This is a genomic window from Aureibaculum koreense, from assembly GCF_034296135.1.
In the GTDB taxonomy this organism is placed as follows: domain Bacteria; phylum Bacteroidota; class Bacteroidia; order Flavobacteriales; family Flavobacteriaceae; genus Aureibaculum.
On sequence record NZ_JAXKVV010000006.1, the window covers coordinates 78,494 to 99,552 of the forward strand.

Annotated in this window: 24 protein-coding genes; 21 read left to right on the forward strand and 3 right to left on the reverse strand. The window is 32.4% G+C overall.

Going from position 1 to position 21,059, the window contains the following annotated elements; all coding sequences use genetic code 11:
- Positions 1-85: 85 nt before the first annotated feature.
- The 14 genes from UMM65_RS07485 (at position 86) to UMM65_RS07550 (ending at position 11,679) form a co-directional block, all read left to right on the forward strand.
- On the forward strand, positions 86-1,732 hold the full coding sequence (locus UMM65_RS07485) for a MutS-related protein (protein ID WP_321975875.1): 1,647 nt from the start codon (positions 86-88) through the stop codon (positions 1,730-1,732).
- A gap of 124 nt (positions 1,733-1,856) precedes the next feature.
- Positions 1,857-2,729: a carboxypeptidase-like regulatory domain-containing protein gene (locus tag UMM65_RS07490; RefSeq protein WP_321975876.1), complete on the forward strand. Its 873-nt coding sequence runs from the start codon at positions 1,857-1,859 to the stop codon at positions 2,727-2,729.
- Positions 2,730-2,836: 107 nt separating this feature from the next.
- Positions 2,837-3,277: a hypothetical protein gene (locus tag UMM65_RS07495; protein WP_321975877.1), complete on the forward strand. Its 441-nt coding sequence runs from the start codon at positions 2,837-2,839 to the stop codon at positions 3,275-3,277.
- Positions 3,278-3,281: 4 nt separating this feature from the next.
- The gene (locus tag UMM65_RS07500) at positions 3,282-4,502 is read left to right on the forward strand and encodes a glycoside hydrolase family protein (RefSeq protein ID WP_321975878.1); all 1,221 of its coding nucleotides are present in this window, start codon (positions 3,282-3,284) and stop codon (positions 4,500-4,502) included.
- Between the two features lie 43 nt (positions 4,503-4,545).
- The gene (locus UMM65_RS07505; protein ID WP_321975879.1) at positions 4,546-5,142 is read left to right on the forward strand and encodes a TetR/AcrR family transcriptional regulator; all 597 of its coding nucleotides are present in this window, start codon (positions 4,546-4,548) and stop codon (positions 5,140-5,142) included.
- A 48-nt stretch (positions 5,143-5,190) separates the two neighbouring features.
- Positions 5,191-5,688: an acyl-CoA thioesterase gene (locus UMM65_RS07510; protein ID WP_321975880.1), complete on the forward strand. Its 498-nt coding sequence runs from the start codon at positions 5,191-5,193 to the stop codon at positions 5,686-5,688.
- A 166-nt stretch (positions 5,689-5,854) separates the two neighbouring features.
- Positions 5,855-6,283 carry an Hsp20/alpha crystallin family protein gene (locus tag UMM65_RS07515; protein WP_321975881.1) on the forward strand — a complete coding sequence of 143 codons (429 nt, stop codon included), beginning with the start codon at positions 5,855-5,857 and terminating at the stop codon, positions 6,281-6,283.
- A 68-nt stretch (positions 6,284-6,351) separates the two neighbouring features.
- The gene (locus tag UMM65_RS07520) at positions 6,352-6,813 is read left to right on the forward strand and encodes a hypothetical protein (protein WP_321975882.1); all 462 of its coding nucleotides are present in this window, start codon (positions 6,352-6,354) and stop codon (positions 6,811-6,813) included.
- Between the two features lie 307 nt (positions 6,814-7,120).
- A complete protein-coding gene (locus UMM65_RS07525; RefSeq protein WP_321975883.1) occupies positions 7,121-7,621 on the forward strand; it encodes a SixA phosphatase family protein in 501 nt (166 codons plus the stop codon).
- Positions 7,622-7,790: 169 nt separating this feature from the next.
- The gene (smpB, locus tag UMM65_RS07530) at positions 7,791-8,249 is read left to right on the forward strand and encodes an SsrA-binding protein SmpB (protein WP_321975884.1); all 459 of its coding nucleotides are present in this window, start codon (positions 7,791-7,793) and stop codon (positions 8,247-8,249) included.
- Positions 8,246-9,178, forward strand: a complete 933-nt coding sequence (locus UMM65_RS07535; protein ID WP_321975885.1) for a geranylgeranylglycerol-phosphate geranylgeranyltransferase — start codon at positions 8,246-8,248, stop codon at positions 9,176-9,178. Before smpB ends, UMM65_RS07535 begins: the two co-directional genes overlap by 4 nt.
- Entirely contained in the window at positions 9,165-9,752 is a 588-nt protein-coding gene (locus tag UMM65_RS07540; RefSeq protein ID WP_321975886.1) for a Maf family nucleotide pyrophosphatase, read from the forward strand. The genes UMM65_RS07535 and UMM65_RS07540 overlap by 14 nt, the downstream gene beginning before the upstream one ends.
- 43 nt (positions 9,753-9,795) lie before the next feature.
- A complete protein-coding gene (locus UMM65_RS07545; RefSeq protein WP_321975887.1) occupies positions 9,796-10,749 on the forward strand; it encodes a transketolase family protein in 954 nt (317 codons plus the stop codon).
- Positions 10,750-11,049: 300 nt separating this feature from the next.
- Positions 11,050-11,679, forward strand: coding sequence for an outer membrane beta-barrel protein (locus UMM65_RS07550; RefSeq protein ID WP_321975888.1), 630 nt, complete (start codon positions 11,050-11,052; stop codon positions 11,677-11,679).
- Positions 11,680-11,809: 130 nt separating this feature from the next.
- Here the strand turns inward: UMM65_RS07550 and UMM65_RS07555 are convergent, their stop codons facing one another.
- Complete coding sequence (locus UMM65_RS07555; RefSeq protein WP_321975889.1) at positions 11,810-12,676, reverse strand: FKBP-type peptidyl-prolyl cis-trans isomerase; 867 nt, start codon at positions 12,674-12,676, stop codon at positions 11,810-11,812.
- 104 nt (positions 12,677-12,780) lie between these two features.
- Positions 12,781-14,553, reverse strand: a complete 1,773-nt coding sequence (typA, locus tag UMM65_RS07560) for a translational GTPase TypA (RefSeq protein ID WP_321975890.1) — start codon at positions 14,551-14,553, stop codon at positions 12,781-12,783.
- Between the two features lie 125 nt (positions 14,554-14,678).
- On the opposite strand from typA, the gene UMM65_RS07565 reads away from it, so the two are divergent.
- Positions 14,679-15,407, forward strand: coding sequence for a LytR/AlgR family response regulator transcription factor (locus UMM65_RS07565; RefSeq protein WP_321975891.1), 729 nt, complete (start codon positions 14,679-14,681; stop codon positions 15,405-15,407).
- Here the strand turns inward: UMM65_RS07565 and UMM65_RS07570 are convergent.
- On the reverse strand, positions 15,404-17,368 hold the full coding sequence (locus tag UMM65_RS07570; protein ID WP_321975892.1) for a sensor histidine kinase: 1,965 nt from the start codon (positions 17,366-17,368) through the stop codon (positions 15,404-15,406). The two genes, UMM65_RS07565 and UMM65_RS07570, sit on opposite strands and share 4 nt — an antisense overlap.
- A gap of 170 nt (positions 17,369-17,538) precedes the next feature.
- Here UMM65_RS07570 and UMM65_RS07575 point away from each other — a divergent pair, with 170 nt between their 5' ends.
- Genes UMM65_RS07575 through UMM65_RS07600 form a run of 6 tightly spaced genes read left to right on the forward strand, consistent with a single transcriptional unit; the run spans position 17,539 to position 20,955 of the window.
- Entirely contained in the window at positions 17,539-18,051 is a 513-nt protein-coding gene (locus UMM65_RS07575; protein ID WP_321975893.1) for an ester cyclase, read from the forward strand.
- A 40-nt stretch (positions 18,052-18,091) separates the two neighbouring features.
- Positions 18,092-18,859: a hypothetical protein gene (locus UMM65_RS07580; protein ID WP_321975894.1), complete on the forward strand. Its 768-nt coding sequence runs from the start codon at positions 18,092-18,094 to the stop codon at positions 18,857-18,859.
- A gap of 56 nt (positions 18,860-18,915) precedes the next feature.
- Positions 18,916-19,443, forward strand: coding sequence for a nuclear transport factor 2 family protein (locus UMM65_RS07585; protein ID WP_321975895.1), 528 nt, complete (start codon positions 18,916-18,918; stop codon positions 19,441-19,443).
- A gap of 31 nt (positions 19,444-19,474) precedes the next feature.
- Positions 19,475-19,993, forward strand: a complete 519-nt coding sequence (locus UMM65_RS07590) for a nuclear transport factor 2 family protein (RefSeq protein WP_321975896.1) — start codon at positions 19,475-19,477, stop codon at positions 19,991-19,993.
- A 19-nt stretch (positions 19,994-20,012) separates the two neighbouring features.
- The gene (locus UMM65_RS07595) at positions 20,013-20,534 is read left to right on the forward strand and encodes a RidA family protein (protein WP_321975897.1); all 522 of its coding nucleotides are present in this window, start codon (positions 20,013-20,015) and stop codon (positions 20,532-20,534) included.
- A gap of 22 nt (positions 20,535-20,556) precedes the next feature.
- Entirely contained in the window at positions 20,557-20,955 is a 399-nt protein-coding gene (locus UMM65_RS07600) for a nuclear transport factor 2 family protein (protein ID WP_321975898.1), read from the forward strand.
- Positions 20,956-21,059 lie beyond the last annotated feature (104 nt).

A 21,059-nucleotide genomic window follows, 5' to 3' on the forward strand; every position in this document is an offset into this window, starting at 1 on the left:
AGATGTTAGACAATAGATTTTAGACATTAGACTTAAAAATCAGGTCTTGATTGACCTGATTTTTTTTATTTAAAACAAACCCACTATGAACTGGCTTTTAGGCTTACTATTTATATTAATTATTATTTATTTAATAAATAATTACAACAAGAAAAAAAGATTGTCCAGATTAAAAAAAGGGTTTATAGAAAATTGGGGCAAACCAAAGTCGGAAAAATTTTATTTCCAATCCATTGGTCAGTATTTTTATAATAATCAACACAAAAATGAAATCTATCATTTAATTTCTGATCGCGTAAAATCCGATTTGGATATTGATGCTGTTTTTCAATTTATAGACCGTACAACTTCAAAAATTGGTCAGCAGTTTTTATACTATAAATTAAGAACAATTGGGAGCATTGAGAAATTAAAAAAGTTTAGTGCTTTTAGTAAAGTTTTTATAAACGACCCGTCATTAAGACTAAAGTGCCAAGTACTTTTGTCTAATTTAAACGCTACAGAATCTTACGAACTAGAAAAGTTAATTAATGATAAAACCATTGAAAAACCGAAGAATATAAAATGGGTTTATGCATTAACAATCACGGCAGTATTATCAATTATATTCGCATTTGTACATCCATTGTTTCTTTTGATTTTGATTCCTGTTTTTGCCATAAATACCATTTCTCATTATAAAAATAAAGAAAACATAACTTATTATCTAGATGGTGTAACACAACTGAACAAAAGTTTGATCGTAAGCAAGGAACTGATTAAATTTAAAAAAATAAAATCCTATTTTACTGATGTTGAATTTATTAAAAAGATAAATGCCATACATATTAAAACGAAATTTATCGGATTTGAAAAGCAAATAGAGGGCGAATTTACTGCATTATTTTGGCTGTTAATAGAATTGGTAAAAATCCTGTTCAACATAGAATATATTGTCTTTTATAATTTCATTGATGCTATCACTAAAGAGAAAAAAAGTATAGAACAACTGTTTCTTTTTATTGGTGAAATAGATGCGGCTATTTCAGTAGCATCTTTAAAGGCAGGTAAAGAACAAATCTGCACACCCAATTTTACTGACGAAAAACAAATTCAAATAACTGAAATTTATCATCCATTAATTAAAAATTGTGTTGATAATGATTTGAACCTCACGGATAAAAGTATGTTGTTGACAGGTTCTAATATGTCTGGAAAAACCACATTTATTCGAACTATTGCCGTAAATAGTATTTTGGCACAAACACTACATATTTGTTTTGCCAAAAGTTATACCACACCATTTTTCAAAGTTCATACTTCAATTAGAATTGCGGATGATCTGCAAGAAAGCACAAGTTATTATTTACAAGAAGTGCTTACAATTAAAGACTTGATAGAGGCTTCAAATACAGAAGAAAACTGCTTATTCGTACTTGACGAAATTTTTAAAGGTACAAATACCATTGAGCGAATTTCAGGAGGAAAAGCGATTTTATCGTATCTCAATCAAAAAAATCATATCGTTTTAGTTTCTACCCATGATATTGAATTGACGGAATTATTAGAAAAAGAAAACTACGACTTATATCATTTTAGTGAGCAAATTAAAAATGATAAATTGTTATTTGACCATAAACTAAAAAACGGAAAACTAAAAACAAGAAACGCCATTAAGATTTTGGAACTGTATGATTATCCAGCAGAAATTATCGCAGATGCTAAAAAAACTGAATTCGATGGTTTCAAATAATGTTACAAATTTCTTCCCTAATCCAAAATCATACTTCACTCATTAAAAAGTATTACTAACACAACATTAATTTTAAATTATTCAAGGTAAAGGTAGATTTACTACAAAATCAAACCTAACCAAAATGAAAAAATTACTATTTACACTACTCTTCATCAGTTCGCTAATAATTACGGCACAAGAAATTGCAATTAAAGGTATAGTTTCTGCCGAATCGTACCCTTTACCTGGTGCTAATGTAACGATTAAAGGATCTTCCATAGGCACTCAGACAGATTTTGACGGTAATTATGAAATCAAAGCAAAAATTGGAGACACTTTAACCTTTAGCTTTATTGGTTATCAAACCAAAGAAATAATGATAAGTGAAGAAAAGGATTTACATATTGAACTAACAATTGATGTTGATTTAGAAGTACATACTTTTCATTGTTATACTCTCTCAACCACTATAAGCCCATATTATACGCACGGTATGAAATACAACCACAGCGGAATTCACTTAGAAATAAACAATTTGTACCAACTAAGTCAAAACTTAAGTTTTAATTTAAGTTATCAGTCTAATTTTACAAGTAACACTATATTTCAGTTTGAAAGTACATTCAATAATTTATTTTACATAGGTGGCAATTATAATGCAACATTCGAATATAGAAATTACACAATTGAAGAACTTAATTTCAATTTAAAAGATTATAAAATAATTTTAGACTCATATTATAAGACTATATTTAATCGTTTTACAAAATTTTACTTTGGTCTTGGAATATCAAACTTCTACGAAGAAAACAATTTTGGAATTGAAGGTGGATTTCAACAGTATTTATTTTCTAATTTATCTATTTATTCTAAAACGACCTATTGGAGTAAATACTGGGAGTTTAAAAATGGAGTGAGATTTAATTTTAAAAGAATTGAACTTTTTGCAGAACATCATAAAATAAACAATTACCATGATTATATTTTAGGTATCGGATACAAATTTTATTTTTAAATTCAAATGCAAACTTAAAATCAGATCACTTTTGGTCTGATTTTTTAGTTTTATTATATTTTTTTCAATTTTATTAATAACTTACAGACAGATTTTTAAAAAATCAAATGCAAGATAAAAACTTCATTTTTTGGCAAAAATGGTTAACCTACGCAAATGTAATTACCGTTATAGTCGGTTTATTAGTTGCGTTTGCCGGAAATTCATTTTTCTTTGAATTGCATAATGAATATACTAGAGACGTTTTCTTTAAATCTAAAGAATTTCAACCAGAGGTATTAGCATTAAAAAACTGGCTCTTCGGAATAATTGGAGCCACTATTATAGGATTTCATATTTTGATGATAATGATTTCTGAAAATGCTTTTAAAAATGAAGAACGATGGGCGTACAATTCCATGTGGTACGGAATACTTTCTTGGTTTTTAATAGATAGTGGTATTTCTCTTTATTATGGAGCTATTCATAATGTTGTTTTAATTAATTTAGTTGCATTACTGATAATTGGGATTCCATTAGTTATGACCAGAAAAAATTTTTATCAATAAAAGAATGGGTTATATCTCCAAACGTTTACTAATACTTGCGGCATTATGTTTATTGACCAATTGTGGTAAAAAAAACGATGAAAGCTTAAAAATTAAAGCTAAATCCATAGATGCCGTTGTAGAAGGCGACATTTTAAAAGGTGAATCTGTGTTAAATGACCCAGATCGGTTTGTATGGGGAGCCTCTGTTATAAAAGGTGAGGATGGTAAATATCATATGTTTTATAGCACTTGGGAGTGTGGAGATTCCATTCCTAAATTTACAGATTCTTGGGTGTTGCACTCTAAAATAGCCTATGCAGTTTCTGACGAGCCTGATAAAAATTTTAAATTTCAAAAAATTGTATTGCAAGGGAAAGGCTTGGAGGGAGATTCTATTGCTTGGGATACACAAATGGTTCACAACCCGCATATAAAACGATTTGAAAACAAGTATTATTTATATTATTTAGGTTCAAAAGATCCGGGAATTCAACCGCAAGGTTCTAAAGGAGAAAAACTGAACAAACGTAATCGCGTACAGCAAAACCAGCAAATTGGTGTTATAGAATTTAATACTTTTGATGACTTAGTTGTTGGTAATTTTACAAGGCCTACTTCTCCCCTTTTATCTCCAAGAACTAGGGTAAAACCTGACAACATTGTCAATCCATCACCAGATGGCACAACCCCTAAGCCCGATAATATAATTGTGGTTAATCCATCTGTAGTGAAACGTCCGTCAGACGGAAAATTCTTACTGTACTTTAAAGGCAATTTTTACAATCCGCATTGGAGAGGGGTTCATGGTGTAGCTATTGCCGATTCTCCAAACGGTCCTTTTACCACAACCGATAATTTTGTATTTGACTTTATGGATGCCGAAGGAAAAATTGCTTCGGCTGAGGATCCTTATGTCTGGCATCATCCTGAACATAAGAAGTTTTATAGCGTAGTTAAAGATTTTTCTGGACTCATAACTGAAGGAAAACCTGGTTTGGCTTTGCTGGAATCTTTAGACGGAATAAAATGGACAAAACCAATTAATCCTTTCTTTATGAAAAAGGAAGTAGTTTTAAATTCTGGAGACAGCATAAAAGTCAATAGGTTGGAACGTCCACAATTGTTGATTGACGAAAATGGAAACCCAACCGTATTGTATGCCGCCTGTTCCATTGTTGATATCAACCCTCGACAGGATGGAGCTTCGTTTAATGTTCATATTCCACTTAAAATAACAAAATAAAAATTAAATATACCAATTGGTATATTTTTTATATATTTGCTTCATGTTAACTAAAGCAGAACTCACAAAACAGCATATTTTAAAAACAGTTGCCCCGATTTTTAATCAAAACGGTTATGCTGCTACAAGCATGAGCGATATTACCGCAGCGACCAATTTAACAAAAGGTGCCATTTATGGGCATTTTATAAATAAGGAAGAACTTGCCATTTCGGCGTTTAACTACAATGTAAGAAACATGTTGCTGCGTATTGGTGAACATTTGGACTCAAATGACTCACCTATTCAAAAATTATACTTAATTACCGACTTTTATCGCAATTATTACGATTACAGTCAAGAACTTGGTGGATGCCCTATCATAAATGTGGGCGTTGATGCCAATAACCAAAATACTATTTTGTTGGAACGTGTTCGTTATGTAGTTCAAAAAATACAAGACCAAATAGCAACATTAATCGAAAACGGAATTGAGGCTGGTGAAATAAGCTCGGAAATAAACGCTATGACCTATGCCAAACGAATTGACACCATGTTGCAAGGTGCCATTTTCTTAACCTATACCATGGATGATGATTCCTACCTAAAAGATACCACAAATCATATTGATAATATTATTACCAATGAATTAAAACAGTAAAAAAATTTATTTAACTATATACCGATTGGTATATTTAAAACCAATAACATGAAAGAAATTCCAAAAACTGTAACTAGTAAAACTAAAATTAGATTCCAAGATTGCGATCCCTTTAACCACCTAAACAATGGCAGTTATATCAATTACTTTATGAACCATCGTGAAGATATGTTAATTGAGCATTACAATGTCGATATTTATGCTCTGGCAAAGACCATTTGTAAAAGTTGGGTTTCATCTACAAACCAAATTGCTTATTTACGTCCTGCATTTTTAATGGAAACAGTTACCATTGAGTCACAATTAATTCGTTATACGGATACAGACCTTCTCGTAGAAATGCGAATGTACAATAAAGACAAAACGGAATTAAAAGCAATTATTTGGTGCGGATTTGTCCATTTTAACCTTTTGAAGCAAAGTCGCGAAAAACACGATGAAAATTTTATGAATTTGTTTAAAGACATTTGTCATCCTTTAGAAAATATCACAACTTTCGAACAAAGAATTCAAGGATTGAAGCCTAGAAAAAAAGAGATGGTGTAATTTTATAATAAATCCGTAAAAATGTCATAAACACCTAACAATCAGAAGTCAAAATGTCATTTTACACTAAATAAATATGACAAATTAACATAAAATTTCTATTGGTATTCAATTTGCTCTATTGCTAACAAATAAAACAAAAGTTTAACTTAAAATTTATAAAACCATGTTAGTAAAAAGCAAAGGCGTTCCTGTAATGCCAACAATTTTTGACGATTTTTTTAGAGATTGGTCTTCTACCAACTTTTCAGATACCAATACAAGTTTACCAGCCGTAAATATTAAAGAAAATGAAGATGAATTTACAGTAGAAGTAGCTGTGCCTGGTATGGAGAAAAAAGATTTTCAGATTGATTTGGACAATGATGTATTGACCATTTCTTCAGAAAAGAAAACCGAAAACGAAGAAGAAAAAGATAATTATACCCGCAGGGAGTATAGCTACCAATCGTTTAAAAGAAGTTTTAATCTGCCAAAAAATGTAGTGGATAGCGATAAAATAAAAGCTACTTACAAAAATGGAGAGTTACGTATTGCCATTCCAAAACGTGAAGAGGCAAAACCAAAACCAGCCAGATTAATTGAAGTAAAATAAAATATCATAGGGGCGAATACAATTCGCCCTTTTTTGACAATTTTGATTAACTTATAAAATTTTTAACTATGAAAAAAATAATAGTACTTAGCCTATTGTTGTCTTTTTCATTAACTAGTTGTACAGGTCAGGAAAAAACCGAAAAAAATACTGATGAAAAAGATACAATACAGCCAAGAATAAGCAGTAGTGTACATAAAGAGTATGACGAAAACGGGAACTTAATAAGTATAGATTCAACGTATTCTTATTTTTATTCCAATATTAAAAACGATTCTATTTTAGAGCAAAAATTCTTCAAAGACTTTAAGATGGGATTTGATGATAATTTCCCTGCAATAGATAGTCTTTTTATGAGGGATTTCTTCTCTGACACTCCTTTTAGAATGAACGATTTTTATACCGATGACTTTTTTGAAAACAGATTTGAATTGCGACAAAAAAGTATGAGAGATATTTTTAAGCGTATGGACTCTTTAAAAAACAGCTACTATTTAGACAGGAAAAATGAAATTAAAAAACAAATGTAAAATATCAAACTCCCTAAATTGATATTTTATGAAAAAGGTGCGGAATATTCCGTACCTTTTTTTTAGAAGCCTTTGCAGAACCTAACGCGAAAAGATTTATTAGCAGAAATTTACCTATTTGAGGCGAAAAATGAAGCTAATATCTAGATATTGGCAAGTTTTACAACGAAGAAGAGGGTGAATTTATGCAATAGATACTTCGATGGTAGGTGCTGCAAAGGCTTCTTATATAAGAAAACATAAAATATTACGTTATAAAAGTAGCTAAACAACTTAAACTAGTAACTTTTCTAACTAAACCAACCCAATGAAAAAGTATTTAATCTTCGTTTTACTGTTTTCACTAACTTTTACTGCCTTTTCACAAGCAAAAGAAAAAACTACATATTATTTAATTCGTCATGCCGAAAAAGATAGAAGCGATACAACCGATAAAAACCCTGAGCTTAATAAAAAAGGGAAAGAAAGAGCCAAAAAATGGAATACCATTTTTAAAGAATTAAAAGTAGATGCAATTTATTCGACTGATTACAATCGTACGCTTCAGACCGTTGCTCCAATTGCCAAATCTAAAAAGTTAACTGTAAAAAAATATCACCCTACAAATATGGATATGATGTCGTTCTTAAACGAAACAAAGGGAAAATCTATATTGATTGTTGGTCATAGCAATACGGTGCCAAGTTTTGCAAATAAACTCATAGGTAATGGTAAATATCTGAATATGGATGATACTGACAACGACAACCTATATCTGGTTACTATTGAAGGTGATTTGATTGAACATGTAGTGATTGATGTGGAGTAATTAGTATAGGGCCTGCCTACCGGCAAGGTAGGTACAAAGAATTAAGTATTAAGATTCGTAGTTGGAGGTACAAGGTATTATAAAGAAAGACAACAATTTTCAAATTCTGAATCTTAAATTTTAAATCTTTAATCTTTTTAATCCTCCAATTTTCGTTAATTTTGCAGCAATGCAACCGAACATTAACATAAAGAATAAAAAGGCCCGTTTTGAATATGAAATTTTAGATACTTATGTAGCTGGAATTCAACTTACAGGTACGGAAATAAAATCCATTAGAGCCAGTAAAGCCCGTATTACCGAGAGTTTTTGTGAATTTAACGATAAAGGAGAACTTTTCGTTATCAATATGTATATTGAAGAATATATAAATGGTAATATATACAATCACAAGCCTAAAAGTGAACGTAGATTATTATTGAATAAACGTGAACTTAAAAAACTTCAAAAAGAAGTTCAAAATGTGGGATTGACCATAATTCCCTTAAAATTGTTCTTAACGGACAAAGGTTGGGCAAAACTTCAAATTGGTCTGGCAAAAGGTAAAAAACTATACGACAAACGCGAAACCATAAAAGATAGAGATAGCAAAAGAAATTTAGATAGAATTAAAAAAATCTATAAATGACCTTGAGCTCTTTTTTGAAACTAGTTCGATGGAAGAACTTGGTCATGTTGGGGCTGATCCAGTTACTTTTTAAATATATTTATTTCCCTGCCTTTTCAGTAGAAACAGCTTTATCAAATTTCAATTTTTCAATTTTAGTTTTTACCACGTTAATTATCGCAGCCGCTGGATATATAATCAATGATATTTACGATGTTGAAGCGGATAAAATAAATAAACCTACCAAGGTTTTAGTCAGCCGAAAAATAACGAAAAAACAGGCAAATTTTCTCTATAATATTTTTAATGGCGTAGGGTTGTTAACTGGATTATATCTAGCATATACAATAGACAAATTATCTTTTGTAGCCATATTTGTGATTACCATTTTGTTATTAAAAGTATATAATTCCGATTTTAAAAAGAGGCCTGTAATAGGTAATATTGTTGTTTCTCTATTGGTTTCTTTAAGTATTTTAATCGTTGGTGTATTTGATATTATCCCAATGGTTACAGAAGATAATGATGTGGACCAGTATTATGCGTTTAGGGTATTGATAGATTATGCCGGTTTCGCTTTTATGTTTATGCTTTTACGCGAAATGGTTAAAGATGTAGAAGATGTTGATGGTGACAAACATGTTAATATGAAAACACTTCCTATACTATTAGGTAGAAAAAGAGCAAATTATGTTATTTTCGGACTTAGTTTTATCCCTTTAATTTTAATCACTTCTTATAGCTTTAATAGTTTTACCAATGTGCCTTTTGTATTGGCATATATGCTTATCGTAGTGCTTTTACCACTGCTTTACTTTATGACAAAAATATTATATGCCAAATCAAAAAAGGATTATATTTTAGCAAGCAGATTATTAAAATTGATTATGTTGTTAGGAATGTTTTCCATAGTTATACTTTCATTGACCATTTATTATGCTGACCGATAAATTAAAAGATTATAAAATCTTATTAGGATCTAAATCTCCTAGAAGACAACAATTTCTAAAAGATTTAGGATTGAACTTTACTTCTGTTTCTATCGATGTTGAAGAAGATTATCCAAAATATTTGCATGGTAATGAAATCACTAGTTTCCTGGCGAAACTCAAGGCGGATGCTTACGAAAACGCATTAAAAGATAATGAAATTCTGATAACCGCAGATACGATTGTCAGAGGCTTTGGAAAAGTATTGGGAAAACCTAAAGATATTGACGATGCTAAAAAAATGTTGTTATTTTTATCGGAAAGACAGCACGAAGTTATTACTTCTATCTGTCTCAAAACCAATAAGAAAACCAAAATAATAAGCGATACTACAACTGTACATTTCAAAAAATTAACAGAAAAGGAAATAGATTTTTATATTGCAAATTACCAACCTTTTGATAAAGCAGGAGCTTATGGTATTCAAGAATGGTTAGGTTATATTGCTGTTGAAAAAATTGAAGGTAGCTTTTATACCGTAATGGGTTTTCCTGTTCATAAGTTTTATAAAGAAATGATGGAATTTTCCGGTTAATACACCTTACAATTGATATTTTTGTTTCAAATAATTAATTTTCATGAAAAAATACACCTTTACCGAAAAACAAGATACACGTTCAGGCTTTGGAGCCGGATTAGCAGAACTGGGCAGAACCAACCCTAATGTGGTTGCTTTATGTGCCGATTTAATTGGCTCTTTAAAAATGGATAAGTTTATTGAGGAAAATCCTGACCGTTTTTTTCAAGTGGGTATTGCTGAAGCTAATATGATGGGAATTGCTGCGGGACTAACCATCGGTGGTAAAATACCGTTTACGGGTACCTTTGCCAATTTTTCAACAGGAAGGGTGTATGATCAAATTCGTCAGTCTATTGCGTATTCAGGTAAAAATGTTAAAATCTGTGCTTCTCATGCAGGTATAACCCTAGGCGAAGATGGTGCCACGCATCAAATATTAGAAGATATTGGTCTAATGAAAATGCTTCCAGGGATGACGGTCATTAACACTTGTGACTACAATCAAACAAAGGCAGCAACTATTGCCATTGCCGACTATAAAGGTCCGGTATATTTACGTTTTGGACGACCAAAAGTTCCCGTATTTACAGATCCAGATCAAGAATTTGAAATTGGTAAAGCGGTGCAACTTACTGAAGGAACTGATGTAACTATTATAGCTACAGGACATTTGGTCTGGGAAGCCCTGCAAGCATCTGAAGTATTGGAAACTAAAGGTATTATAGCTGAAGTTATCAATATCCATACTATAAAACCTTTGGACAAAGAAGCTATTTTAAAGTCTGTTAAAAAAACAGGTTGTGTGGTTACTGCCGAAGAACATAACTATTTAGGTGGTTTGGGTGAAAGTGTAGCACGTTCATTGTCTGAAGAGCTTCCAACACCACAAGAATTTGTGGCCACACAAGATACTTTTGGAGAATCTGGAACACCTGAACAGCTCATGGAAAAATACGGATTGAACAGTGATGCTATTGTAAAAGCTGTAGAAAGGGTAATTAAAAGAAAATAATTTACTTTTTTTCGGTTACTAATTTATTTCATATTAAAGTTATAATAAAGTAGACCTTTATTTTAAAGGGCTTTAACATTTTTATAACATTTTTAACATTGAAGATTTATTAACATTTCGCATAATGGCTCGACTTTTGCGTTTAGAGTAAATAATCAAACCCGAATTGTGTATCGAAATTTCATTATGAAATTTGAGTGAGCAAAAAAATAAAAACTTATTTTTACGCTTTTTCCAGATTTTTATAGAATTTTTTGATGTGTAATACGGGTTTTTAATTTTAACTAAAAATTAATTATTATGAAGAAATTAGTATTAACGCTACTAACCCTTACCTTAACTACAACATTTTTATCTGCACAAATTGATATTGGCCTAAAGGGTGGTGTCAATTACAACTTTGGTGGCGATTTGTCAGAAGTTATTTCTGAAGTCGGTAATAATGCGGAAAATCTTATCGCTGGAGCTGATAACAAAGCAGGATTCCATCTTGGTTTGTGGACCCGTTTCCATTTTGCAGGTTTATATTTAAGACCGGAAATCAGTTATACCGAGTTGAACAACTCATATAACAATAATGATGAGAATGTTGACACTGATTTTAAAACAAAAAAAATAGACATCCCTATTTTGTTGGGTACAAAGCTCATTGGCCCTGTTCATATTTACGGAGGCCCTTCCATCCAATATATTACCAAATCCGACTTTAGCCAAAGTGAATTTGATAATATCAGCACTAATGATTTTAGTGTTGGTCTTCAAATTGGTACCGGATTGGAATTAGGAAGACTTGGTATTGACGTACGTTGGGAAAAAGGATTCTCTAACGATTTAGATGGAAAATTGGGAGATACCAATATTAATGTTGACAACAGGCCTAATCAGATTATATTTGGTTTGGCATATCGTTTTAATGATAGAAGGCGTTAGACGTTAGACCTGCCTTGCCTGCAGGCAGGCGTTAGACGAAAATAAAAAATTCTTCATAAGCTAAGCTTATGAAGAATTTTTTATTTTAACTATTTTTTACTAATGACTAACCTCTAATTACTAGAATCTATCAACTATCAGCATCTAAATAATCTGGTGTACCGTCATTATCACTATCTAATGCATCATTTGGGTTACCATCTCCATTAGGGTCAGCGTTTTCATCTTTGGTTAGTTTGCCATCACCGTCATCATCAGTGTCAATAAAATCTGCCGTACCATCCTCATCTGTGTCATCATTAAAAACACTTCCATCACCATCAATGTCTTCATACAAATTATAAATGCCATCACTGTCAGAATCTGTTCTTTTCACCAATCCTAGTTCAATATGAAAAACTAAGGGTTCATTCGGTCCAATTACACCTTGTCCAATGTCTTCATAGCCAAGTCCTGATGGGAAAAAAATAACACCTTTACCAGTGTTTTGAAATTTCAAAGGTTCACCAGTTTCAGATATGTTCATACCATCCTTAAAAAATGGCAATCCATAATTCCAACCTACCCTTAAACCTGCTGAAGATAAACCAAACCATATGAAGTCAGTTTTGTGATCAAAACGAGTACTGTCCAATAAAAAGCCACTATATCTTACTAAAACAGAGTCTGTTCTGCTAGGATTTATTCCTTCTTCACTATTTTCATGCTCATAATAATAAAGTTTATAATCAATTTCATTATAAGTCAAATTTTTCGTTTCAACTTGTAAATACAAAGACTCTTCCCCACTTAAAATAGTATCAATAACCCCAAATGATTCACCATCTTCCGGAGGAATATAATAATGGGTTTGTAAATAATCCACCAATTTATCATCATCAATTAATGCCTGTGCTACGGGGTCATGCGGTTCACCATCGTCTTTGTCTTTTTTACAAGAAACTAGGATTAGTCCTAATAACAAAATGCAAAAAATGGTATTTAAATTCAATTTCATCTTCTAATTTTTTAATTATCGGTGCAATTTACTGCTATTTTCTAAAATTTAGAATAGCATTTTTATTTTAACAAAAATTTATTATTAACCTTTATTTATTAAACTTAAGGTTTAAAATTAATCTTACGCATTCGTAAACTCTTCGGTGTAATTTCCAAATATTCATCGTCGCGGATATATTCCATACATTCTTCCAGAGAAAAATCCACTTTGGGGAATATTTTTGCAGCATCATCAGCTCCTGAACTACGGACGTTTGATAATTTTTTTCCTTTAATCAAATTTACGCCCATATCATCGGCACGGCTATTTTCACCAACAACCTGTCCTTTATAAATTTCTTCATTCGGATCAATAAAAAACTTGCCCCTGTCTTGCAATCTGTCAATAGCATAAGCGGTTGCTTTTCCACTTTCTGATGCTACTATTGCTCCGTTGGTAACATCGTTAAATTCACCTTTATAAGTGTCGTAACCTCGTAAACGGTGATTAATAATAGCCTCTCCCGCAGTAGCTGTTAATAATTTATTTCGCAATCCTATCAATCCCCTTGAAGGGATATCAAATTCCAAATGCTGTAAATCGCCTTTAGGCTCCATAACCAATAAATCACCTTTACGCAAGGTAACCAAGTTAATTACTTTACTTGCCGAACTTTCGGGTACGTCAACCACCATAGTTTCGTAAGGCTCACACTGCTGTCCGTCAATCTCTTTAAGGATTACTTGTGGGCGGCCGACTTGCAATTCGTAGCCTTCTCTACGCATGGTTTCAATTAGAACTGATAAATGCAGAATACCGCGGCCAAAAACATTAAATTTATCCTCGGTATCTGTATCTTCAACCCGTAAAGCTAAATTCTTTTCGGTTTCTTTGTACAGCCTATCACGCAAGTGTCGTGAAGTAACAAATTTACCTTCTTTACCAAAAAATGGTGAGTTGTTAATGGTAAATAACATGCTCATGGTAGGCTGGTCAACAGCAATTCTTGGTAATGCCTCTGGGTTGTCAACATCAGCTATTGTATCGCCAATGTCAAAACCTTCAAGACCTGTAATGGCACATATATCCCCACTGCGTACTTTAGAAACTTTTGCCTTGCCCATGCCTTCAAAAACATGTAATTCTTTAATACGTACTTTTTTAGTGACGCCATTCGCTTTGCACAACATATAATCTTTCGCTTCTTCAAGCTCTCCTCTAAATACCCTTCCGATAGCTATTCTTCCCGTAAAAGCGGAAAAATCCAATGAGGTAATTTGCATTTGAGCCGTACCTTGGTGATTCGGTGCTTCTGGAATGGATTCGATAACAGCATCTAATAACGGAATAATATTATCGGTAGGTTGTTGCCAATCAGTGCTCATCCAGCCATTTTTGGCCGAACCGTATATTGTTGTAAAATCCAATTGTTCTTCGGTTGCATCTAAAGCAAACATCAGATCAAACACTTTTTCGTGAACGATATCTGGCGTACAGTTTTCTTTATCTACTTTATTCACCACAACTATTGGAGTTAAGCCTAATTCCAATGCCTTACCTAACACAAAACGTGTTTGGGGCATTGGTCCTTCAAAAGCATCGACCAATAATAGTACACCATCTGCCATTTTTAAAACACGCTCTACCTCACCTCCAAAATCGGCGTGACCAGGTGTATCAATTACATTTATTTTTACATCTTTGTAAATTACGGACACATTTTTAGAAAGAATGGTAATACCACGTTCACGCTCCAAATCGTTATTGTCCAATAACAAATCGGTACGTTCTTTACGATCATCCAATATTTTGGCCTGATCGATAATTTTATCGACCAAAGTAGTTTTACCATGATCAACGTGTGCTATAATAGCTATATTTCTGATAGATTGCATATACGTTTTTTTCGAGGTGCAAAAGTAACGTTTAATTTGATTAATAGTAACTTAACCATCTTCTTTTTTTACGATATGAGAAATATAACTTATCTTTAACTCCATAAACCCAACCAACCTATAAAATGCCAGTGCCAATAAAAATTTTTATAGTAGAAGATGAAATGATTATTGGAGCAAATATTTCCTTGCAATTACAAAAATTAGGTTATGAGGTTACAGGTCTTGTGCCAAAAGGGGAAGAAGCATTGGAACATATAAAAAATAATCTACCCGACATCATTCTGATGGACATTCAACTTAAAGGTAAGCTAACCGGAATTGAGACCGCTAAAATTATTCAAGCCAATTACAATATCCCTATTATATACCTTACCGCCAATACGGACGATTTTTATTTTAACGAAGCTAAAACCACAAAACCAGCGGCGTTTATTTCGAAACCCTTTAAAAATTTAGACTTGCAGCGTGCAATAGAATTAACAGCAAATGAATTAATTTTAGAGAAAGAAACAAAAAAAACAACGACTCCATATGTATTGGATAATTGTATTTTTGTTAAAGATCATGAAAAAATGGTAAAAATTGCCATTAAGAAGATTTATTACATTGAAGCGGATCGTAATTATTGCCGAATTTTCTCTAAGGATAAAGCTTTTTTAATAGTTAGTACGCTTAAGGACATTAACGAAAAACTACCAGAAGCTCATTTTTTAAGAGTACACAGATCGTATATTGTTAATCTTTCAAAAATTGATGAAGTTGGCGGAACCCATTTAATCGTTTCCAAAAAAGTAATTCCGTTTAGTAAAACATTTCGTGAGGCATTACTGAATAGACTTCAAACTATCTAAGCCGCTTTTTCGTATTGAAATTCGCAATAAATACCAGTTCCATCATTGGTGTTTCTAGTAATTTTTCCACCGAGTTGCGTAACCAAAAGATTGATCAACTGAGTTCCAAAACCGACATCATTTGTTTTTTTAGTTTGAATCAAACCAATACCATCATCTTCAAAACTTAGGCTGTATGTATCTTTGGTTGTTTTTTTTAAGTTGATTATAATTTTACCTTTTCTGTTATTGGGAAATGCGTATTTCATAGCATTTGTAAGTAGCTCATTCACAATTAAACCCAACGGGATTGCCATATCTATATCCACTTCAAGTGGTTTCATATCACATTCAACCGAAATCTGATTTTCAATTCCAAAAGAATCTAGCACATGCGAACTTAAATTCACAAAATAATCTTTCATTTCAACTTTAGATAAGTTATTGCGTTGATATAATTTTTGATGAATCATACTCATGGCCTGTACCCTATTTTGACTATGCTGCATTACATCTACAATTTTTGAATCTTTAATTTGGGCAGATTGCAAAGCCAATAAACTGGAAACTATTTCTAAATTATTTTTTACACGATGATGAATTTCTTTTAATAAAAATTCTTTTTCTTGATTTTGTTTTTGTAACAATATCCTTTTTTTTCTAATATTCTGATAGGCTAAATAAATAAGCAATAACAATAAAAACATTACAGAAGAAAAAACAATGATCAGGGTCTCTCTTAAATTTTGTTTTTCTATGGTAATTTTTTGTAATTCTATGGTATTTTCTTTTTGTGCCACTTCAAATTCTGTTTGCATTAAGGATATTCGCTCATCAGCTTCTGCAGTAAATACCTTGTTGCTTAACGCGTCATATTCTGCAAAAGCAGCATAGGCTTCCCTATAATTATGATTACCGGCATATGCCCTACCCAGACTGTTATAGGCTTGACTTAAATAATAGTTGTCGCCAAAATCATCCGTTGCAATAGTGATTGATTTTTGCAAACTTTCAATCGCACTTGCATATTTACCTTCTAAATTTTGAGTTTTTCCTAAAGACAACCAAGAACGCATCAGCAAAAAATTGTTGTTCAGTAATTCAGCATATTTAATGGCATTTTTTCCTGCGGTTTCTGCTTTTTCAAATTCATTTAAATACGCATAAAGATCAATCAAAGAAATATAAATATCACTTAAGTTATTATAAAATCCATAACGCTCACCAATTGCAATTGCATGTTCGTAATATTTGAGAGCTTCTTTTTCCTGTTGTAATGCCAAATAATTATTGCCTACTATGTATAAGGTAAAATCGTAATCCAAACTGTTCATTCCTGTTTCTTCGAAAATTTTAACCGATTTTAAACCGTATTCCAATCCTTTGTCAAACTTGGACTGTTTCCAAAATAGGTTACTTAAATCACTATACGCCAAAGCAATGGCTCGTCTATCTTGCAATTCTTTTCCCAATCTAAGTGATTCTAAGGCATAATCTGCAGCTTTTCCAATTAGTCCTCTACGTTCAAAAACATATCCTAATTCGGTATTTAATTTTGGTAAATCGTGCTTAATTACTTTGTTTTTGGCTTCTTGCAAAACCAGAAATGCACTATCCAACTTTTCCATTCGCAATAAAATAGCCCCTTGAGTTATTTGAAATCTACCATGCCACAATGTGTCCTTTTTCGCTTTTGTAATTTCCAAACCGTTTAATGTAAAACTCAACGCTTTATTCAAATTACGGGTATGCCAGTAATACGCTAAATCGTTTAATATGGAGAACTTAACAGTATCTATTTTTATTTTGGGAAGTGCATTTTCCAATGTGTCCAAATAAGATGCTCCAAAATTGTCCGTATCAATAAATACTTTGTTATAAGGGTTTTCTTTGCTCAACTCGATAATTTGAGCATAGCAAAAAATACTGCTCAGCATAGCAATAGTATTTAACAATATTATCTTTTTAAGATTTTTATTCATTCGGTAAAAGTGCAACTATTTGATTTAGGCTAATTTACCAAATTTATAACAACCGATAATATCGCTTAGAAAAATATAAAAGGGGCTTCGGACAGTAAAAGGAGTATTTCGTCCTAACCCGCTTGTTTTCTGAACCTAAAATCAATTATTTAGAGGAAAATTACAAAAAAATGAGGATAGCAATTGCCTTTCAAACTATTATATTATTGCTGTTACTTTCTTGTAGCCAACCGCTTAAAAAAGAAGCCATTTTTGATACCAGTAAAATTGAAGAAACAATTTCTAATTATTTGGAAGCTCAAAATAGTATTGGAGAAAACAAGGTTGACACCTTAATTACTGAAAGTTATATTAGAAATATGAACGGAATAGAAATGGTTTCCAATATAAATGAGCATAAAGCCAGTATGGATATTTTTCTTACTGGATTTCCTGATATGACCTTAACCTTTCCCAAACGACTTATTAAAGACAAACACGCCTATATAGAATGGACTTTTTCAGGTACACACACAGGTACATTTGGTGAGCTTACTGCTACTGGAAAAAAAGTAAATATAAGTGGAATTACCCATCTATATTTTAATGAAAATGATAGAATTTATAGAGAGGACGTATTTTACAATGAATTGGATCTATTGCAACAGTTGGGCTACACGTTAAGCCCACCAATAACCGAATAAAATCAACAAACAATTATAATTAATCTTAAAACTAACTATTATGAAAACAATTAAAAAACTAATGATCTTGAGCCTTTCAATGTGTTTGGCTGTAAATTTATTATCTGCTCAAAACCAATCTTTCTGGGTACATACCGATGAAGTAACCCCGGGAATGAGCCAAGAATATGAAAAAGTTTCAAAAGATTTTATCAGTGCCTGTAAAGAACATAAACTGGAAGGATCTGACTGGACAACCGCACGCATGGATGATAATACCTATTTGACCATTGCACCCATAGAAAACATGGGTGATTTTGATAAAAATCCTTTGGCTCCCTTGGCGGAAAAAATGGGAAAAGAAGCCTTTGGAAAAATATTTGAACGCTATAATAAATGCTATGACAAACACGGCGATATGGTGGTGGTATTAAACGCAGCACTATCTTATATGCCCGATGGCCTCACAACAAATACGGAAGACCAAAACTATCGAAAATGGTACTATTTGTATGTAGCACCGTCCAACATTCAAAACCTAAAGGGAAAATTAGAGGAGATAAAAGCCCTCTATGAGAAAAAAGGAGCAAAACAACACTACAGAATTTATCACAACGGTTTTGGAAGTACAGGAGATTATTACGTGGCGGTAGTTTCGGGGAAAGACCCAGTATCTTACGCCGAATTAAATAAGGAAACCAATGACCTATTGGGCGAAGAAGGAAAAAATCTCTTTGAGGATATGATGAAATACGTACTCAAATATGAAACAAAAACTGGATGGATGCGACCAGATTTAAGCTATACAGCAGAAAAGGAAAATGACTAACTTAACCAAAACCTGCAAGGTCTTGAAGACCTTGCAGGTTTTAAACACAAACAAAAATGAAAAAACTAATTTTATTAGGATTTGCAATAATCCTCTTTACAGCTTGCGGAAAGCCAGAACAACGCTATACACAACAATCTCCAGAGATTGAAACTGTAAAAACCTTGATAAACAATTACAATACTAAAAATTATGATACGAGTATTTATGCGGATACTTCACAAACCTTCTATAATTCGAATAGTAAGAAAGGTTTAAGTCCTGATGAGACCATAAAATATCACAAACAAAACGATGAAAATTATTCGTCCAGAGGATTTTCGGATAAGGATCCTGAATATGAGATGGTAGTTACGGACGAGGGCAATACATGGGTAAATTGCTGGTTGGGTTGGAAAGGCACATTAGCAGGAAATGACAAAGAAATAGAGATACCCATTCATTTGACGTATCAATTTATAGATGGGAAAATTGTAAGGGAACATGGTTATTGGGATCCTACAGAAGTAGTATTGAACCTTCAAGCGATTGAGGCTGAAAAAAACAATTCGGCATCCGAGGAGAAAAATGAAGCTACTGAATAAATAATTATAATTAATCTTAGAAATAACTTTTATGAAAACGTTAAAAACAATAATGGCACTAGCCTTAACTTTATTCCTAACACCTGTAATTTCAAATGCACAAGAAACCACGTTGGAATTCGAAAATGCAGAGTCTGCTCAAAATCTTGTAGTAAATTATGTAAAAGCATTACAAGCTGGTGATGTTGCTAAAATGACCGAGCAACTAGCTCCAAATGCCATGATCTATGGCTTGGGTGGCGGATTAGATTCGCTCACCGTTAATCAGCACGCTACCTATTTTAAAAATAGTTTTGACACCTATACACATGTTACCACTGGAGATCTTTATTTACCTGTTAAAGTAACTGATAATTGGAACGAAGGTGAATGGGTGTTGGCTTGGGGTACAAATACGGTTACCAATAAAAAATCTGGTAATAAAATAGTAATCCCGTTCCATTCTGCAAATTTAGTGGACAATGGTAAAATTATAATGATACGCTATTTTTATGATATGGCCAATATTATGAAAAATTCAGGATGGACTTTGACTCCTCCAAAAGAGTAAATAACTCAATTAAAAAAAAATGAAAACAACAAAATTTTTAACATTGGCAGTCGCTTTATTGGCGATATTATTTTTCTCAAGTTGCAACGAGAAAACCAATAAAGAAAAGACGATAGAAAAATCTGAACCTAAAGAAGCCATTGTTGTAAACGAAATACCAGACTATTTTAACTTACGTCCGGAAGTTGAGAAAGCTTACGGCTATAGTCACGCGGTAAAAATTGGCAACAACATCAAAATCTCTGGGGCAGTAAGTATGGACAATGAAGGGAATCCAACAGCAGTTGGTGATTTTGAGCAACAGATGAAAAATTGCTATGCAGATTTGGAAAAAATCCTAAAACATTATGGATGCACCTTTGACGATGTGATTGTTGAAAATATATTCACCACCAATATGCCCAAGTTTTTAGAGATTGCGGGTTATAGAACTGAAATCTATAAAAATCATTTCCCAACAGGTTCTTGGATTGGTGTTAAGGAATTGGCAATTCCGGAATTTCTGATTGAAATAGAATTGGAAGTGCATAAATCAAATTAACAATACAACTAAAACAAAAATTATGAAAAACACCCAAATCATTGACAGTATGTATAAAGCATTCGCCACAGGAGACATACCAACGGTTCTCGGCAGTATGGATCCAAACATAGAATGGAACGAAGCTGAAAGCAACAAACTTGCAGACGGCAATCCGTACATCGGTCCAGATGCTGTTTTAAATGGCGTATTTGCAAGGCTTGTAGCTGATCACGAGTATTTTAAATTAGCAGATATTGAACTTCACGAAATGAGCAACAATAAAGTGTTGGCTACTTTAAGATATGATGCAAAAAATAAGGAAACCGGCAAAGCATACAATGCCCAAGCAGCTCATTTATGGAAGTTGAAGGATGGAAAAGTAGTAGCTTTTCAGCAATATGTGGATACTAAAAAATTGGCGGATGCGGAAATAAAATAATCAATCAAAAACGTTTTTCCAGTTTAATTATAAAACTCCGATATCAATGTCGGAGTTTTATTTTTTAGTTTAGTTACGCTGATTATTTTAACTACTTTTGTTCT

Coding starts and splice junctions, on each gene's coding strand:
- UMM65_RS07485 (WP_321975875.1), top strand. CDS start 86: ATGAACTGGCTTTTAGGCTTACTATTTATATTAATTATTATTTATTTA.
- UMM65_RS07490 (WP_321975876.1), top strand. CDS start 1,857: ATGAAAAAATTACTATTTACACTACTCTTCATCAGTTCGCTAATAATT.
- UMM65_RS07495 (WP_321975877.1), top strand. CDS start 2,837: ATGCAAGATAAAAACTTCATTTTTTGGCAAAAATGGTTAACCTACGCA.
- UMM65_RS07500 (WP_321975878.1), top strand. CDS start 3,282: ATGGGTTATATCTCCAAACGTTTACTAATACTTGCGGCATTATGTTTA.
- UMM65_RS07505 (WP_321975879.1), top strand. CDS start 4,546: ATGTTAACTAAAGCAGAACTCACAAAACAGCATATTTTAAAAACAGTT.
- UMM65_RS07510 (WP_321975880.1), top strand. CDS start 5,191: ATGAAAGAAATTCCAAAAACTGTAACTAGTAAAACTAAAATTAGATTC.
- UMM65_RS07515 (WP_321975881.1), top strand. CDS start 5,855: ATGTTAGTAAAAAGCAAAGGCGTTCCTGTAATGCCAACAATTTTTGAC.
- UMM65_RS07520 (WP_321975882.1), top strand. CDS start 6,352: ATGAAAAAAATAATAGTACTTAGCCTATTGTTGTCTTTTTCATTAACT.
- UMM65_RS07525 (WP_321975883.1), top strand. CDS start 7,121: ATGAAAAAGTATTTAATCTTCGTTTTACTGTTTTCACTAACTTTTACT.
- smpB (WP_321975884.1), top strand. CDS start 7,791: ATGCAACCGAACATTAACATAAAGAATAAAAAGGCCCGTTTTGAATAT.
- UMM65_RS07535 (WP_321975885.1), top strand. CDS start 8,246: ATGACCTTGAGCTCTTTTTTGAAACTAGTTCGATGGAAGAACTTGGTC.
- UMM65_RS07540 (WP_321975886.1), top strand. CDS start 9,165: ATGCTGACCGATAAATTAAAAGATTATAAAATCTTATTAGGATCTAAA.
- UMM65_RS07545 (WP_321975887.1), top strand. CDS start 9,796: ATGAAAAAATACACCTTTACCGAAAAACAAGATACACGTTCAGGCTTT.
- UMM65_RS07550 (WP_321975888.1), top strand. CDS start 11,050: ATGAAGAAATTAGTATTAACGCTACTAACCCTTACCTTAACTACAACA.
- UMM65_RS07555 (WP_321975889.1), bottom strand. CDS start 12,676: ATGAAATTGAATTTAAATACCATTTTTTGCATTTTGTTATTAGGACTA.
- typA (WP_321975890.1), bottom strand. CDS start 14,553: ATGCAATCTATCAGAAATATAGCTATTATAGCACACGTTGATCATGGT.
- UMM65_RS07565 (WP_321975891.1), top strand. CDS start 14,679: ATGCCAGTGCCAATAAAAATTTTTATAGTAGAAGATGAAATGATTATT.
- UMM65_RS07570 (WP_321975892.1), bottom strand. CDS start 17,368: ATGAATAAAAATCTTAAAAAGATAATATTGTTAAATACTATTGCTATG.
- UMM65_RS07575 (WP_321975893.1), top strand. CDS start 17,539: ATGAGGATAGCAATTGCCTTTCAAACTATTATATTATTGCTGTTACTT.
- UMM65_RS07580 (WP_321975894.1), top strand. CDS start 18,092: ATGAAAACAATTAAAAAACTAATGATCTTGAGCCTTTCAATGTGTTTG.
- UMM65_RS07585 (WP_321975895.1), top strand. CDS start 18,916: ATGAAAAAACTAATTTTATTAGGATTTGCAATAATCCTCTTTACAGCT.
- UMM65_RS07590 (WP_321975896.1), top strand. CDS start 19,475: ATGAAAACGTTAAAAACAATAATGGCACTAGCCTTAACTTTATTCCTA.
- UMM65_RS07595 (WP_321975897.1), top strand. CDS start 20,013: ATGAAAACAACAAAATTTTTAACATTGGCAGTCGCTTTATTGGCGATA.
- UMM65_RS07600 (WP_321975898.1), top strand. CDS start 20,557: ATGAAAAACACCCAAATCATTGACAGTATGTATAAAGCATTCGCCACA.